Annotated in this window: 16 protein-coding genes, 1 tRNA gene and 1 pseudogene; 10 read left to right on the top strand and 8 right to left on the bottom strand. The window is 40.3% G+C overall.

What is annotated here, in order from left to right:
- Positions 1-88: 88 nt before the first annotated feature.
- Positions 89-1339 carry an FG-GAP repeat domain-containing protein gene (locus ACRQ5D_RS29435; protein ID WP_431198605.1) on the top strand — a complete coding sequence of 417 codons (1251 nt, stop codon included), beginning with the start codon at positions 89-91 and terminating at the stop codon, positions 1337-1339.
- Entirely contained in the window at positions 1336-1701 is a 366-nt protein-coding gene (locus tag ACRQ5D_RS29440) for an FG-GAP repeat domain-containing protein (protein WP_431198606.1), read from the top strand. Before ACRQ5D_RS29435 ends, ACRQ5D_RS29440 begins: the two co-directional genes overlap by 4 nt.
- Before the next feature lie 50 nt (positions 1702-1751).
- Here ACRQ5D_RS29440 and ACRQ5D_RS29445 read toward each other — a convergent pair whose 3' ends face one another.
- The 3 genes from ACRQ5D_RS29445 to ACRQ5D_RS29455 all read right to left on the bottom strand — a co-directional run bounded on the left by ACRQ5D_RS29445 (position 1752) and on the right by ACRQ5D_RS29455 (position 3961).
- Entirely contained in the window at positions 1752-2180 is a 429-nt protein-coding gene (locus tag ACRQ5D_RS29445) for a GNAT family N-acetyltransferase (RefSeq protein WP_091162429.1), read from the bottom strand.
- Between the two features lie 583 nt (positions 2181-2763).
- Positions 2764-3525 (bottom strand): tRNA(His) guanylyltransferase Thg1 family protein, encoded by a 762-nt coding sequence (locus tag ACRQ5D_RS29450; protein WP_091162427.1) that lies wholly within the window; start codon positions 3523-3525, stop codon positions 2764-2766.
- The gene (locus ACRQ5D_RS29455) at positions 3515-3961 is read right to left on the bottom strand and encodes an AAA family ATPase (protein ID WP_091162425.1); all 447 of its coding nucleotides are present in this window, start codon (positions 3959-3961) and stop codon (positions 3515-3517) included. Before ACRQ5D_RS29455 ends, ACRQ5D_RS29450 begins: the two co-directional genes overlap by 11 nt.
- A gap of 774 nt (positions 3962-4735) precedes the next feature.
- Here ACRQ5D_RS29455 and ACRQ5D_RS29460 point away from each other — a divergent pair.
- Complete coding sequence (locus ACRQ5D_RS29460; RefSeq protein ID WP_432327491.1) at positions 4736-5098, top strand: hypothetical protein; 363 nt, start codon at positions 4736-4738, stop codon at positions 5096-5098.
- A gap of 31 nt (positions 5099-5129) precedes the next feature.
- Positions 5130-5759, top strand: a complete 630-nt coding sequence (locus ACRQ5D_RS29465; protein ID WP_143020667.1) for a hypothetical protein — start codon at positions 5130-5132, stop codon at positions 5757-5759.
- Between the two features lie 454 nt (positions 5760-6213).
- Here the strand turns inward: ACRQ5D_RS29465 and ACRQ5D_RS29470 are convergent, their stop codons facing one another.
- The 5 genes and pseudogenes from ACRQ5D_RS29470 to ACRQ5D_RS29490 form a co-directional block, all read right to left on the bottom strand.
- On the bottom strand, positions 6214-6534 hold the full coding sequence (locus ACRQ5D_RS29470) for a site-specific integrase (protein WP_431198607.1): 321 nt from the start codon (positions 6532-6534) through the stop codon (positions 6214-6216).
- Positions 6531-7430 carry a phage integrase SAM-like domain-containing protein gene (locus ACRQ5D_RS29475; RefSeq protein WP_431198608.1) on the bottom strand — a complete coding sequence of 300 codons (900 nt, stop codon included), beginning with the start codon at positions 7428-7430 and terminating at the stop codon, positions 6531-6533. The genes ACRQ5D_RS29470 and ACRQ5D_RS29475 overlap by 4 nt, the downstream gene beginning before the upstream one ends.
- A gap of 249 nt (positions 7431-7679) precedes the next feature.
- Positions 7680-7769, bottom strand: a tRNA-Ser gene (locus tag ACRQ5D_RS29480).
- Positions 7770-7851: 82 nt separating this feature from the next.
- On the bottom strand, positions 7852-8625 hold the full coding sequence (locus tag ACRQ5D_RS29485; protein WP_431200895.1) for an HDIG domain-containing metalloprotein: 774 nt from the start codon (positions 8623-8625) through the stop codon (positions 7852-7854).
- Positions 8602-9920: pseudogene (locus ACRQ5D_RS29490) on the bottom strand (HD family phosphohydrolase); the annotation flags it as partial. The gene ACRQ5D_RS29485 and the pseudogene ACRQ5D_RS29490, both read right to left, overlap by 24 nt.
- Before the next feature lie 114 nt (positions 9921-10034).
- Between ACRQ5D_RS29490 and ACRQ5D_RS29495 the strand changes: the two are divergent.
- The 6 genes from ACRQ5D_RS29495 to ACRQ5D_RS29520 all read left to right on the top strand — a co-directional run bounded on the left by ACRQ5D_RS29495 (position 10035) and on the right by ACRQ5D_RS29520 (position 14218).
- The gene (locus ACRQ5D_RS29495) at positions 10035-10256 is read left to right on the top strand and encodes a hypothetical protein (protein WP_432327493.1); all 222 of its coding nucleotides are present in this window, start codon (positions 10035-10037) and stop codon (positions 10254-10256) included.
- A complete protein-coding gene (locus ACRQ5D_RS29500; protein WP_432327495.1) occupies positions 10220-10891 on the top strand; it encodes an SPFH domain-containing protein in 672 nt (223 codons plus the stop codon). Before ACRQ5D_RS29495 ends, ACRQ5D_RS29500 begins: the two co-directional genes overlap by 37 nt.
- A 4-nt stretch (positions 10892-10895) precedes the next feature.
- Positions 10896-11423 (top strand): hypothetical protein, encoded by a 528-nt coding sequence (locus tag ACRQ5D_RS29505; RefSeq protein WP_143020666.1) that lies wholly within the window; start codon positions 10896-10898, stop codon positions 11421-11423.
- A 1-nt stretch (position 11424) separates the two neighbouring features.
- Entirely contained in the window at positions 11425-11595 is a 171-nt protein-coding gene (locus ACRQ5D_RS29510; RefSeq protein ID WP_091162415.1) for a ribbon-helix-helix domain-containing protein, read from the top strand.
- 215 nt (positions 11596-11810) lie between these two features.
- Positions 11811-12989 carry an acetyl-CoA C-acyltransferase gene (locus tag ACRQ5D_RS29515; protein ID WP_091162413.1) on the top strand — a complete coding sequence of 393 codons (1179 nt, stop codon included), beginning with the start codon at positions 11811-11813 and terminating at the stop codon, positions 12987-12989.
- Positions 12990-13342: 353 nt separating this feature from the next.
- The gene (locus ACRQ5D_RS29520; protein WP_091162411.1) at positions 13343-14218 is read left to right on the top strand and encodes a hypothetical protein; all 876 of its coding nucleotides are present in this window, start codon (positions 13343-13345) and stop codon (positions 14216-14218) included.
- Positions 14219-14316 lie beyond the last annotated feature (98 nt).

The following is a 14316-nucleotide window of genomic DNA, read 5'->3' on the forward strand; positions in this document are numbered from 1 at the left end:
ACAACTCTCACCGATTAATATTTTTTAGCTTTAAGCTTTGTGCATTCTGCTTTTAGCTTTTGTATATTAACTGCCTTTTAAAATATTCATGAATAATAAACCTGATAGTCACCGTCCTGCAAAAAATCGCAAAGTTGTAATTGTTGGTTCGATTGTTTTGGTCATAACCGTTTTGGTAGTTTATTCAATATGGCATTTCTCTGAAAACAAACAGGATAATGCCGGTACAGATCTACGTACCGATTACCCGACGGCAACCCTTCAAAGCATTGCCAGGGGTAAGATATTATCACAACAATATTGCCGCTCGTGCCATATGCTGCCCGAACCAGCGTTGCTTAACAGGTTTAAATGGAAAAATGTATTTCCGCAAATGGGTTTACGTATGGGCATTAAAGCCCACAGAGGTGAGTCATACGTAGGGACAATTAAGGGCGACGATTTGATTGTGCCCGACAAGCCCGCATTAAATGAGGAACAATGGCAAGATATTATCGATTATTACATGAACACCGCCCCTATCGCCTTACCTGCACAAAACAGGCCCATGGCTATTAAACGGGAACTCCCCTTTTTTAACATCCAAAAATCACAGCAATCATTTGACGGCAAACAGGTGCTGGGCTGCTATGTAAGAATTGACAACAGCGCTAAGCCCGCTCGTGTTTTTATTGCCAACGGGCAAACAAAAAAGCTTTATCTTTTATCAGGTCAATTAAATATCATCGATTCGGTATCAACAACCGGCCCTGTGGTTGATATGCTTTTCGACCATGGCAATACCATGATTTGCACCATAGGCAATGAATTAGGTGCCAACAGCGATAAACTGGGGACTATAACCCCATTAACCATTTCCGCCGAAGGCAAAATGCAATTAGCATTTCAGCCTGTATTCAATAAGCTTGGTCGCCCGGTTCAAATACTGGCGGCCGATTTAAATAATGACAACAAAACCGACTATGTTATTTGTGAATTTGGGAGTATAACGGGCGAGCTCTGTTGGATGGAAAATTTGGGTACCGGCGCTTTTACCAAACATGTAATAAGTAATTTACCCGGAGCCATAAAAGCATATATTGATTATAAGGATAAAAAATTACCTGGCCTGTACGTGCTTTTTGCACAGGGAGAAGAAGGGATTTTCCATTTCGAAAACAAAGGGAGCGGCAAATTTGAGTCAAAGGAAATTTTAAGGTTTCCGCCAATTTATGGGTCGTCCTACTTTGAAATGGTTGACATGAACCATGACGGGTATAAAGACATAGTTTACACCTGCGGCGATAACGGGAATGCAACGCTGGTATTAAAACCATACCATGGTATCTACATTTTTTGAACGATGGAAAAGACAATTATAAACAGCGATATTTTTATCCGATAAACGGCTGCTATAAAGCCATCGCTAAGGATTTTGATAGTGACGGAGAAGTTGATCTTGCAACAATCAGCCTTTTTACCGATGCAAAGCAACCCGAAGAAGGCTTTGTATATCTAAAAAACACCGGCAACTTAAACTTTGTCCCATATGCATTTCCTGCCGATACAAAGTTTGAACGCGCGGTAACTCTTGATGCCGGTGATATAAACGGTGATGGAAAGCCCGACCTGCTTATTGGAAATGCCTTTTTTGATTTTGGCCCTTTCAGTTATAATATCAAAGAGCCGCTTTTCTACGTTTTAAAAAACGTTTCGAAATGAAAGTAACAACTAAATTTCCAAGGCAAATAGATCAGGATTGTTTGAGGGAACTATAGCTGTTTTTCAAACACGATGTATATATTATTACAGCCCACATACGTAAAGCCTAACCTTTTACAAATATTTACTGCTTTAATGTTGTCAGCATTCACCTCGGTACGACATTTTTCAAACCCCTTCATTGTTAAATCTTTTAATGCAAATTCAACAAGCCTTCGGCCATACCCCATCCGTTTTGTAGAAGGATCGATGATCAGCATGGAAATAAACCCAACTTTATTTTCATAATCGTTGGCATAATAAGCCAAAAAACCCTGTAAAGCATCTTGTGCCATAATAGTTATGATACATGCTTTTTCAATTAACTTATCAATGTAACCATCCAAATCGCCTACTTCAAACAACCCGCTTTCGTCGTTAATCATCAGGTTCATTAAATCATAAATTTTCGATTTTAGGTAAGAGCCCTGTTCAATCATGATTGGTTTAAAATTTATTTACTTAATTTAAATCGGTTATATCAGCCCAGGTAAATAGCAATTAACAGAGCACGTTAATATGTACTAACCTCTTATCGAAAATCAAATGATGCCGATACAAAAGTGACTGATATTTAGATTACATAACCAAATTATAAGTATGTTTTTAAAGAAACAACAAGAGTAAAATAATGGTACTAAATTGTATATGACTGCACATAGCGTTTACACCATTTGTAAATCGGTTTTTTAGAATTCTATCGATAATGGATAAACCACAACATATTGACCCTGTTGGCCAATTTGGTTTTGGCCACCTTTAGTTATCAAAATCAAATAGTTAAGAATGTAAATGAAATTGGTGAAGAGGGATGAATCAAAAATGGTTTTTCCAGATCTCCTTTATGATGCGAATTGATGGCAACTTTGAGTATTTGACATAAAGCAAAATCATTTAACCATTTGATTTAAAATTTTTTAACAGATACAAATCAATATCAGCGGGTGGAAACCTGTTAGAACACCTGGAAGGGATTTTGGAGGTTGTAAAAAGTATTAAGAAAGTGTAAACTCAGTCCTGCTTTTAGTACTTGTCTACCAGATCATGTATAAATTTATTGTATTCATCCCGCATGGGCAATTCCATGTTTATATAAAGTGTACGTCGGTTAATTAACACGTGTTCATCGGTCTTCGGATTAAATCCTTCCTTTTTTAAATCCTTCCAATACAAACCTATTCCTCTTTTTTGCCAAGCGGGAAGATTGTTGAAATTTACGCCATACTGAAATAATAATTCATTTTTATTAGCAATGCTCATCCCCTCGATTTTTGAAGTTGCCTCATTCATGGTAAAACCATCTTGTCTTAGCCGCCAGTAACAATGTGCATTTAAGGCGTTTCTGTGTGCATCTTCATTACGCCATCTAAAATAATCTTCCACTAAATTTCTATTGGGAAGCTCTGAGAGGCGGCAGTCAAAAGCTGCCACGCTGCCCAGCGATGCGGAGAATTTGGCGCTGGCTTCGCTTGCTAATATGGAAATGTATTTTCTGGTCTTTCGGCCAAAAAGATTTTCGTTTGGGTGCAGGAGCAGTGATATTTCGTCACTTTCGGTATAACCATATATCACATTGAAACCGCAATTCATCAGGTGTTTTACTGTTTCAACCATCAAGTCCCGAAATTTTTCGTCAAAAGGTGCTTCGAATTTGTGTGTTTCTTTTGTAAGTCTGGTGAAACTTCGTCCATCAATTCTGGCTACAATGTACATATCAGGGAGTACGCAGCGGTCTTGTGAGGTCTCATATATCCTCATTTTTTCATCTAAATCATCAAACTTCATCTAACCATTTGTTTACTGTAAATGTATTATTTTCCGCTACTACATAATAAAGTTCATCAAAACCTTCTGCTATCTGCGGTAAGACAAGACGCTTAAAAGTTCCCCGTATGCCAATTTCAGGGATATTTTCTTTACCAACACGTTGATTATTCCGCTTTATGGCATCAGTTATCTTAGATTGAAAATAATATCCAATCACTTTAAAGTTATTTGCTTTCGCGATAGTTATATATTTTGCTCTTTCTTCCAGGGAAGAATTAGTGTTATCTATTACAAATGGATGGGATGTTTGGATGCAAGTTTCTATAAACCTCAATTCTTTATTTCTTGTGTTTAGCTGGTCTAAGGAAATACGCATGTGGGTGTTAAAAAAACTCTCTTTAAAGAAAGTAGTTTTACCTGTCGCCTGAATTCCGCAAAATATTATAGCTTCCATTTGTGCAAATGTAAGCGTTTAATGGATGTAAGTAAACAGTGTCGGCTTTTATGACGGGACCTATAGCAACAAAAAAGGACCGCAACTTGCGATCCTCTTGCGAAGCGGAGAGAGAGGGATTTGTTTACCTCTTAAACCGACCTGATATTCAATATTTTATATGGATTTTATTTCTTACTCACCGAAATACTCACCACTTTTTTTGTACAGATTAATTGCAAATCTTATAGTGCAAATATAGCAATTTTGGATTTGTAACACATTTTATCGTAACTTATCATGGTGATCATCTGTAACCGCAAAGGTAGCCCGCGAAGCCAGGGCAGTAAAGGGCTTTCGCGGCATAAACCCACAAGCCTTTCACGCACTTGGCCATTTATTCCACGTTCCCTTGACAGCCCTGTCTTCTTCCGCTTTTTGTTGCTTAACAGAAGATTACCTGAACGACTATGCCGGTTTTATAAAGTAGTCCGCCGATAAGTAGCAAGTTTGTGTTTTTGTTACCACAAAAACTCCCCCGATGCCTGCGGCTCGGGGCAAACTTGCCATTGCTCCCGATGGTTGCAATGGACGTTACTATACGAATTATAAATTCATCAATTGCGACTTATTTTAATAAAACAAGCTTCACGTTACTACTGTGGTGATTTGATTTTAGCCAAACTATATAGTCAATTTGAACGCTCATGCAAATGTAATAGCAGTCAATAATTGGAATCATTAAAAAAAGATAGTTTTGTTGTACAAACCTTAATCTATAACATAACAAGGCTAATGAGAAAGCAGCACAGAATTCAAGACCCTGATGTAATTGATGAAAATGTTATTAGCAGACTACTGGACAGAAATAAAGAAGTAATTGTACAATTCTCTTCGGAAGTCTATAACAGTCATATCTTGTCAAAACTCAATGAACTGACTGGCAAGTATGATGAAAATCTCACTATACGGTTTTATGGACATTATAGCAGCTCATTTGATTGTAGTATTGTTGACCAGATACCGGAAGTAAAATCATTGAGTATTGACTGCTTAAGGCAAGCTCATAATTTAGAAAGCATTACTTATTTAAAAAAACCTGAAAAAATTAGGGATAGGCGTATTCGAGCTCAAAGAAACAGATATACTAAGTGCTAAGAATTTCCAAAACTTAAACAGATTGTACATTTTGGACACCAAAACAAAGGCTTTAAACTTGGATTATTTGTCCAGCTACAAAAATTTGGATTATTTAATTGTTGCGGGTCACACCAAGAATATAGAAGCGATAGGCTCTTTAAAAAGATTAGAACATCTCAACTTAAACGGCATATCAAAAGTTCCGTTATCATTTGTAAACGAATTGCCAGTTCTGCACACTTTGAACATCATACTTGGAGGCAGAGATAATATCAACGAGATTGAGGGTAATAACATTGAAAATTTAAATCTCACTTGGATAAGAGGATTAAATGATTTAGAAAACATAAACCGCTTCCATAAGTTAAAAACATTATTAGTTCAAGACCATATTCGCTTGCCGAAAATTCATTTTGGCAAGGAATTTACAAATTTGACCGATATAAAGGTTCTTAACTGTAAAACGCTTGGTTCTCTAACTGGTATCGAAAATCTTCCAGAACTTCATCAACTGAGGGTCTACAGGACAGATATAGATTTTGAAAAGTTTATTCAACAACCGTTACCATTAAAATTGAAAATTCTGGCGTTTTATACTGCTAAAAATAAAGTTGACGCGCAATTAAAATCCCGCTTGAAAGAATTGGGATACATAGACGGACTGGATAGAAATTCGTAGCGCTTTTTATGTGAACAAAGCCTGACTAAAGTTTGGTATATTCCAAATTACAAATTTAAAGTATACTCACTACCATGGTAAAAACGGCCTTTAAACTACAATGAGGTGGGCAAAGTATACTTTGGGTATACTCAAAACCCCGTTTGCAGCGCAAACGGCAAGCAAAGTTGGGCAGAGCCCAACTTCCGCTTGCTCCCCGCTGCCGCGTTTGTACTTTGAGAATTTAATGTATTCGCCCTTCAAAATAAACAGTGCAAAACGCCGTCCGATTGAACAAACCAGTCCTTATTCAACCGTTAAGCAACCAACAGCGCAAGGCCGGGTAAAATGTCAAGGGCCCCGATCCTATCATCGGGGTTTATATACCCTTGACGTTTTATCCCGGCGTGGGCTATCTTCGCTGTAGCAGTGAATAAGGAATGAAAAACCAAGCTGCCTAAAACTGATAATTGGGTTAATCAATAACAAACTTTTGCCTAAGCAATGCCATATCCTGTCCCACTTTTAAATCTAAAATCTTGGCATAGTGCTGGGTGGTTTTGATATTAGTATGGCCCAACATTTTCGATACGCTTTCAATAGGTACACCATTAGACAGCGTTACAGTTGTGGCGAACGTGTGCCGTGCAATATGAAAGGTAAGTATTTTATTGATGCCGCAAACGTCTGCAATCTCTTTCAAATACGCATTCATTTTTTGATTGGTAGATACGGGCAGCGCCTTGTCTGTATTGCAACAAAGCGGATGGTCTGCATACCTTTTTAACAAACTCAACGCAGATGGCAGTAAAGGAATACGACTTGGTGTGTCTGTTTTTTTCGTTTGGTATATATCCACATTTCCCCGTCAAGGCCTTTTACTATTTCAGCCGGCTTCAATTTTTTCACATCGGCATAGGCCAATCCTGTAAAGCAACAGAAAAGAAAAATATCCCTCACCTGGTTGAGCCGTTCGGTTGGAAATACTTTATCTGCTATGGCTTGTAATTCTTCCCGGTTTAAAAATATCCTGTCAACCCGTTTAACTTTGGCTTTGTAATTTACAAAAGGGTCTTTATCAAGCCAGCCACTTGCTAAACAAATGCGGATGATCTTGCCAAAGTTCTTAATGTATTTGATAGCGGAGTTGTTGGCGCACTTACGTTCGGATCGCAAATAAAATTCATAATTGGTTATAAAATCATGGTCAATCTGCTTAATGTCTATATCCGAAACTTTGTACTGCCATTCTAAAAAGCTCCGGGTATGCCTTAAAGAGGTTTCGTAGCGTTCCAATGTCCCTGCAGCATACTCATCACCAACCAAAGCCGAAACCTTTTTATTGTGGTCTTTAAACAAGCTGATAAGCATCCGGGATTTTTCGCTCTTACCCAATAGCTTGTTTTTTAAACTTTCGGCAGTAACCATACCGCCAGTTTCGGTTAATTGGCCATGCGCTTCGTACACCTGGGCTTGCAGGTTATCAAGGTAGGCGTTAAAAGATTTGATTTCTTCTTTAGTTCCCTTAAAGCGTCCTGCGGTACTGTTCCATAGAGTAGGTTCACATTCCCGGCCTGTACTGGTTTCTGCCCGTTTACCATTAACAGTAATCCGCAAATAAATAGGCACAAGGCCGTTTTGATGGTTTTTTGGCTTCTTTAAATAAAAAAGCAAGCTGAAGTTAGTTTTCATAATGTTTTGACATTAAAAAGTGAAACAAAATTAAGCTTGCAATCAGATCCGTACAAGATGTTCAACTTTTTAACAGGTTGACTACCAGAATAATACGTAGATATTGATGAGTGAGTATTTTCAAAAATTAACTCACCGAATAACGCACTTTTTATATGCGAAATGGTGGATAAAATGGGCATTTAGCCCAAAAACAAAAGCCTGCAATCATTTGATTTGCAGGCTTTTAATGCACTTTGTTATTGAAACTGGCGGAGAGAGAGGGATTCGAACCCTCGGTACCGTTTCCAGTACGACAGTTTAGCAAACTGTTCCTTTCGGCCTCTCAGGCATCTCTCCGTTTTGTTTTTTTAACTGTATCCCTTTTTCAGGGACTGCAAATATAGTAATTCAAGTATCCCCGCAAAAAAAATTACATTTTTTAATAATCTATCCTAACATGATAAATACTCATCAGCATGCGCTTAAAAATAGCCTTGATTGTTTCTATATCTTTCAAAGTTATATTACTGTCTTTCAACTGGTTTTGATCAAGCTTGTATTTCACAATACGGTCTACCAGTACACTGATGGATTCTTCATCGGGCTCTTTTAATGAGCGCGATGCGGCTTCAACAGAGTCTGCAAGCATTAAAACGGCACCTTCTTTGGTAAAAGGAATGGGGCCGGGATAGCGAAAAATGTTCTCGTTAATGAATTTTTCCGGAAAATTTTTCAATGACGACTGGTAAAAATAATCCACGCGGGTATTACCATGATGGGTACGGATAAAATCAATCACCACCTCGGGCAGGTTGGACTTGCGTGCCATTTCAATCCCCCTGCTCACGTGGCGGATAATGATTTGGGCACTTTCTTCATAAGGCAGTTTATCATGCGGGTTAAAGCCCGAACTTTGGTTTTCGATAAAAAACAAAGGGTTCTCCATTTTGCCAATATCATGATAAAGCGCCCCCGCCCTAACCAGCAAGGCGTTGCCGCCAACTGCATAAATAGCGTTTTCGGCCAGGTTGGCTACCTGCAGCGAATGCTGAAAGGTGCCCGGTGCGTTAAAAGCCAGTTCGCGCAGCAATGGCGCATTGGTATTGGTTAGTTCGATGAGTGTAATTTCGGAAGTGATGGCAAAAACCTTCTCGAACAAATAAATAAGCGGGTAAGCCAGCAGGGTAAGCAGTACGCTAACTACAAACGGCAAAAAGTCCATCCAGTCGATGTTCAGGAAGTCGCCTTCTCGGATAAAGGTAATCCCTAAAAATGCTACGAAATAAGTAAAAATGATAATCACTGCCGAGATCAGGAACTGCTCTCTCCGTACCAGGTTTTTAATGCTATAAATTGATACCATGCCGGCCGTAATCTCATAATAGGCAAACTCAAAGCTATTGGGCACAAAAATCCTGCTATCAGCACCACCAATAAATGGATGTTAAGTGCCAAACGGGTATCAAACAATATGCGAATGATGATGGGTACTATGCAATAAGGGATATAGTATAAATTAGTAGGAAACTGCAATTTTATAGCCAGCGATAAAGTGGCCAGCATGGTAGTAATTACCAATAATATTAAACTTACCAACCTGTTATCGGCGTAAATATCCTTACGGAAAAGATACAGGAAAATCATGAGCAGCGATATAGCTATAGCCACCAGGAAAAATTGCCCCAAGAGCACTAAGTTCCTGTTACCGTTAACACGGGCGTTATCCTCAAAGGCTTTTTTAAATGACTCAAGTTTTTGATAAACATCATCATTAACTACCGAGCCTTTGTAAACTATCACTTCTCCTTTTTGTACCATTCCGCGTGTTACCGAAAGGCCATCTATAACTTCCTTCTCCAGCCTTGAAGTAAGATTATTATCATAGGCAAGATTATTTTGGAGGCGGTTACTGATCACATCGAGCAGGAAGGCTTTATCTAAATCTGTGTGCCTGCTCAATACCTTATCACAATAAGCCTGCGCTTTTTCTTTGGTAAACAGCTCACTGGTGTTTTTATCAGTGGCCACATTCTTATCCAGGATCCGTATGGGGTAATTTTCGGAGCTTTGCTGATATTTGGCATTGGGTTTAAAAACCCCTGTCTGGTAAATTTCGGTCAATAAATCGGTACCGACAGCAATGTACTTCGACTTGAGTTTGTCATTGATACCGGCATTATGCCATTTAATTTCCAGGTCGGCCTTAAAACCATCAATCTGCTGGTTTTGCATGGCGGCATCCAGCTGGTATATAGGCGTAATACTTTCCAGGGCCGATTTCTGATCGGCCATGATTTCCTGAGGTGTTTTTAATATGGCGAAATTATAGGGCGATACCAGGTCTTTCTGGTTCCAGATCCTCCCCTTTTCGTGCTCGTAGCTAAATTTTGCCTGCTTCGGTAAAAAGTAAACAATAAGCACGATACTAATCAGCATCATCAAAAACTTAACATTACGGGCGTATTTGCGCAGTAAAGCCTTTTGGCGCGAAGTGGATAGTTTTGCCATTTAAATGATTAACCTGTCAAAAATAATATAAGTTTCTGTTATATGCAGTTTTTCTTGCTTTTGTAAAAATAAATTTGATATCTTTATGATATCATTTTAAAATCAAACTAAATCATGAATCCTGAAAAAACCATCAACCCGCCATCCGGCTTTGCTGTGCTTATTGTATTCCTTGCATTACTGGTAATAGCTGCCCTTTGCTTTTGGGCGGGTGAAGAACCTATTGGCGCTATGTTAGCTATCATCGGCTTCGTTTTTCTGCTCCGGGACTTGTTGTCGTTAATCCTAACGAATCAAAAGTGCTTACCCTTTTCGGCAAGTACCTGGGTACTGTAAAAAAAGATGGCTTTTTTTGGGTGAACCCTTTCACCGTAAAAAGAAAAGTATCATTAAGAGCCTTTAACCTTAACGGCCAACAACTGAAAGTAAACGATAGCATTGGCAACCCTATTGAAATCGCAGCGGTTATAGTATGGCAGATAAAAGATACCGCCGCTGCCGTATTTGCGGTTGAAAATTACATTCAATATGTAAATATCCAGAGCGAAGCTGCAGTAAGGCACCTGGCCAACTCTTTCCCTTATGATAACCTGGAGGATGAAACTGCAGCCATTACTCTACGCGGTGGCGCCGAACAGGTAAGCTCAATGTTGGAGAAGGAGTTGAACGAAAGGCTTGACCGCGCCGGCATTGAGGTATTAGAAGCCCGCATCTCCCATTTGGCCTACGCTCCTGAAATTGCCCATTCCATGCTGCAGGTACAGCAGGCATCGGCCATAATAGCCGCCCGTAAGCTGATAGTTGAAGGTGCCGTTGGCATGGTTGAAATGGCACTGAACAAGCTATCCGAAAAAAACATAGTTGAACTTGACGAGGAACGCAAGGCAGCCATGGTAAGCAATCTACTGGTTGTACTTTGCGGCGATAAAGCCGTTAACCCTGTTGTTAATACCGGTACTTTATACCATTAATACCATGGACCAATTCAGAAGCTTTGACCAACTCCGCGTGTCGGAATTACCAGTATTGAGGCATGGTTTTTGGCGACCATGGTACGAACTTACCGACGGGCAGTTTAGCTATGGGAAGCTTACCTATACCGGAGCTTTAAAACGCACTTGCTTACTCGAAACAGCAAATGGAGACTGGGTAGTAAAACGCAAGAACTGGATAGGCCGAAAACTTGTTATTGAGCAACCCGATGGCATAGAAACAGGTTTGGTGACACCAGAGATCTGGAGCAGTAAGATAACGCTCAATTTAAACAATGGGCTCGTGGCTACTTTTTATAATAAAAAGGTCCTTTCACGCACCTGCACCTGGGTAAATGAGCAATTGGGCGATATCCTGAATGTAGAAACCAAAATATGGAGCCGGAAAAAGCCATTTATTGTAAAAATGGACCTCGACATGATCAAAAAAATACCAGAACTGCCTTTGCTGGCGTTACTGGGCATAAATTTAGTTTTGTTAAAACAGGCCCAGGCAGCGGCCGCAAGTTGATATGGCCGAAAAGAAAGCATTTGTATTACGTATTAATCCCGACATGCTGAAGGAGATTGAAAGCTGGGCAGCCGAAGAATTCAGGAGCACCAACGGCCAGATCGAATACCTCATGCAACAAGCCCTGCATGCGAGGAAAAAAGGAGTTAAAAAGAAAAAAGAAGAAGAGTGATCAGAGGTTGGAGGTTAGAGATTAGTTGAATACCCATTATATAAATGGACAAAATGCCAGATTCTTAAGTCTTTTAATTCTGGTTCGGATAAGCGAAAACCCTAATCTCTAACCTCCAACCTCTAATCTCTTGCTCAACTAATTTTATTATGCATGCATAGTATTTTCTTTCATCCAAATCACTAAATTTGGCCACCAATTTTAATGAGGGACACATGAAAGAAGTAGTAATAGTAGCGGCTACACGCACACCTATAGGTAGTTTTGGAGGCAGCCTGGCTGCTATCGGCGCCACACAGCTGGGCGCGGCAGTCATCAAATCGGCAGTTGAAAAAGCGGGGTTACGGCCCGATCAGGTTCAGGAAATTTATATGGGCAATGTAATGTCGGCCAATGTTGGGCAGGCGCCGGCAACACAGGCAGCTATTTTTGCCGGGCTCCCCTATTTGCCCGCAACAACCGTTAATAAAGTTTGTGCATCGGGTATGAAAGCCATTATGTTAGCCGCCCAAAGCATAGCCATAGGGCAAAACGATATTGTTGTTGCCGGCGGCATGGAAAGCATGAGCAACGTACCCTATTACCTGGATAAGGCCCGCAACGGTTACCGTTTAGGTAATGGGCAAATCATCGACGGTTTGGTAAAAGACGGTCTTTGGGACGTTTACAACGACTATCATATGGGCTCAGCAGCCGAGCTTTGCGCTACCGACTGCAACATCAGCCGGGAGGAACAGGATGCATATGCCATATTATCATACCAGCGCGCCCAAAAAGCACAGGCAGACGGTAAATTTAAAGACGAAATTACCCCGGTTGGCCTTAAAGACAAAAAAGGCGATATCACCATGTTTACTGAAGATGAGGAACCCAAAACAGTTAAGTTTGACAAGATCCCCTCATTAAAACCCGTATTTAAAAAAGATGGTACGGTTACGGCCGCCAACGCCTCGACCCTGAATGATGGTGCCGCAGCTGTAGTGCTTATGAGCCGCGAAAAAGCGGATGAACTCGGTATAACCCCATTGGCTAAGGTGGTTTCCTACGCCGATGCACAGCAGGCGCCCGAATGGTTTACTACCGCACCGTCAAAAGCCATTCCGCTGGCACTGCACAGGGCGGGCCTGCAAAACTCCGATATCGACTTCTTTGAGATCAATGAAGCCTTCTCTGTAGTATCAATAGCCAACAACCAGCTTTTGAACCTCGACCCGGAAAAAGTAAACGTTAACGGCGGTGCTGTTTCATTAGGCCACCCTCTCGGCGCTTCGGGTGCACGAATCATTGTTACCCTTTTACACGTATTAAAGCAAAACAACGGCAAATACGGCGCTGCCGGTATCTGTAACGGAGGTGGCGGTGCCAGCGCAATGGTTATCGAAAATTTACGTTAGTACTTTATAAGTAACGTCATTATAAGCAAAATGTATTTTAGTGATGTTGCGCGTGGGGCGCGTTAGGGATTGCAGTGAAAAGCCCACAGCGCGGGTTGGGTCGCGGGCATGCAACGCGAGGACTTGTAACGGAAAGCCCGGGCCTCAGGCAACGCCCGTATTTATAAAATAGATTATAAAATACAACGCTAACCAACGGTCTACTATTACGTCATTATAAGAAACGAAACAATCTCATTCTATACAAAGAAACTTGCAAAGCCATCTCGCAAAGACATAAAAAAAAGCTCAACTAATTAAATTAAAATAGTGACAAAAAAATCCTTCTTACTATCTTCTCCATACTGCTTTGCATGCAAACTTTTGCGCAATACCATGACGAAGGTACAAGGCTCAAAAAACTTAACGAATACCAGGATAGTCTTACCCACCTGGGCAAAAAGATTGTAAATGATGAGAACGATATGGAGCGTAAAAATGCCAATTACCAATTCATTAAAATATTGGTACAGGCGTTAAAGATCAACAATTCCTTCCTGTTTCCGTTTGATTCGGTTAAGAGTGTCAGTATTATTAACTCGCCCGACAACCGCTTCCGCATCCTGAGCTGGCATGTGATGAACCTTGATGGCAGCTACCGTTTTTACGGCACGGTGCAAATAAATACCGGCGGCCCGCTTAAAATGTTTCCGCTTGAGGATTATTCACCATTATTGAAAAACCCTGAAGATTCGGTAACCGATAGTCATAAATGGTACGGCGCTCAATACTATAAGATAATGCCTGTTTATGGCCCCAAACCTTATTATGTATTATTAGGCTGGAAAGGCAATACGGTAAAATCGACGAAAAAAGTGATCGATGTAATTTCGTTTAACAATGGCGTACCGCAGTTTGGGATGCCAGTATTTAATGGTAACAGCAAAACCCGCAACAGGGTAATATTTGAATACGCCCGGCAGGTATCTATGCTGTTAAGGTTTGTACCCGAGCAAAACATTATTGTATTTGATCATCTTTCGGCTCCCGACGGCCGGAGCAAGGATAAACCTGAAACCTTTGGCCCCGACCTGAGTTATGACGGCTATAAATTAAAAGATGGTCGCTGGACTTATGTAGAAAACATCGATATGCGCAACATTACTGATGGTACCAGTACCGATAATCAATATATCGACCCTAAAAAACAAGCCGCAAAAGATCGGGCACTGTTACCGGTGAGGCACTAAGAAATTAAATAACAGCAATAATCAAAAATTAACCATTTTGTTACAGAAAGTATCTCATTTTCGGTATTAAATTTCGGTTTATAAGATTTATATTACCT

This window comes from Mucilaginibacter sp. P25 (assembly GCF_050859465.1).
GTDB lineage: Bacteria > Bacteroidota > Bacteroidia > Sphingobacteriales > Sphingobacteriaceae > Mucilaginibacter > Mucilaginibacter gossypii.